Annotated in this window: 1 protein-coding gene; it reads right to left on the reverse strand. The window is 59.1% G+C overall.

Annotation, left to right across the window (positions count from 1 at the left end; genetic code table 11):
- A partial coding sequence (locus tag AC1KVG_RS21765) for a condensation domain-containing protein (protein WP_481095805.1) occupies nt 1-658 on the reverse strand: 658 nt, incomplete at its 3' end.
- Nucleotides 659-675: the final 17 nt, after the last annotated feature.

Consider the following 675-nt stretch of genomic DNA (forward strand, 5'->3'; position numbering starts at 1 on the left):
ATTCCTCGTGTACGGTTTCATCTTGCACGGCGAGCTGGTTGAACGGCTTGCCCGGCTCGCGCAAGAGGGCCGCCAGCAACGACTCGTAGCCGCTTGCCATGCGCTTGACCGTCTCACGATCGAACAGCGCTGTTTGGTAGCTCCAGTGCAGCTGCAGTCCGTCGTCGGTGTCGAAAGCGTTGAGATCGAAGTCAAAGCGAATGGTGCCGGAGCTGTCATCAATCACTTCAACTTCAGCGTCGGGAAGCATCAATGCTTCCGCCGCTCCGTGCTGCAGCATAAATTTGATCTGACAAAGCGGGTTGTAGGCCAAGCTACGTTCGGGCCTGAGGTCGTCGACGATCAATTCGAACGGGATTTCGTGTGCATAAGCTTCAAGCGCGGAGCGCTGGGTCCGCGCGAGCAGCGTATGGAAATCGGGATCACCGGACAGATCATTGCGCAGAACCAGCGTGTTGATGAAGAAGCCGATCAGCGGTTCAAGTTCCTGGCGGACGCGTCCGGAGATCGGCGTGCCGATGGCGATGTCGCGCTCTCCGCTCCAGCGCGCGATTAGTGCCGCCAGCGCTGCTTCCAGCACCATGAAAAGTGTGGCGCCATGGGCAGCAGCAAAATCCTTGCACGCTTGCAGCAGCGCAGGCGGCAGCAGTCGATTCACCGAGTCCGAAGCGTATG

This window comes from Xanthomonas sp. NCPPB 3959 (assembly GCF_056675575.1).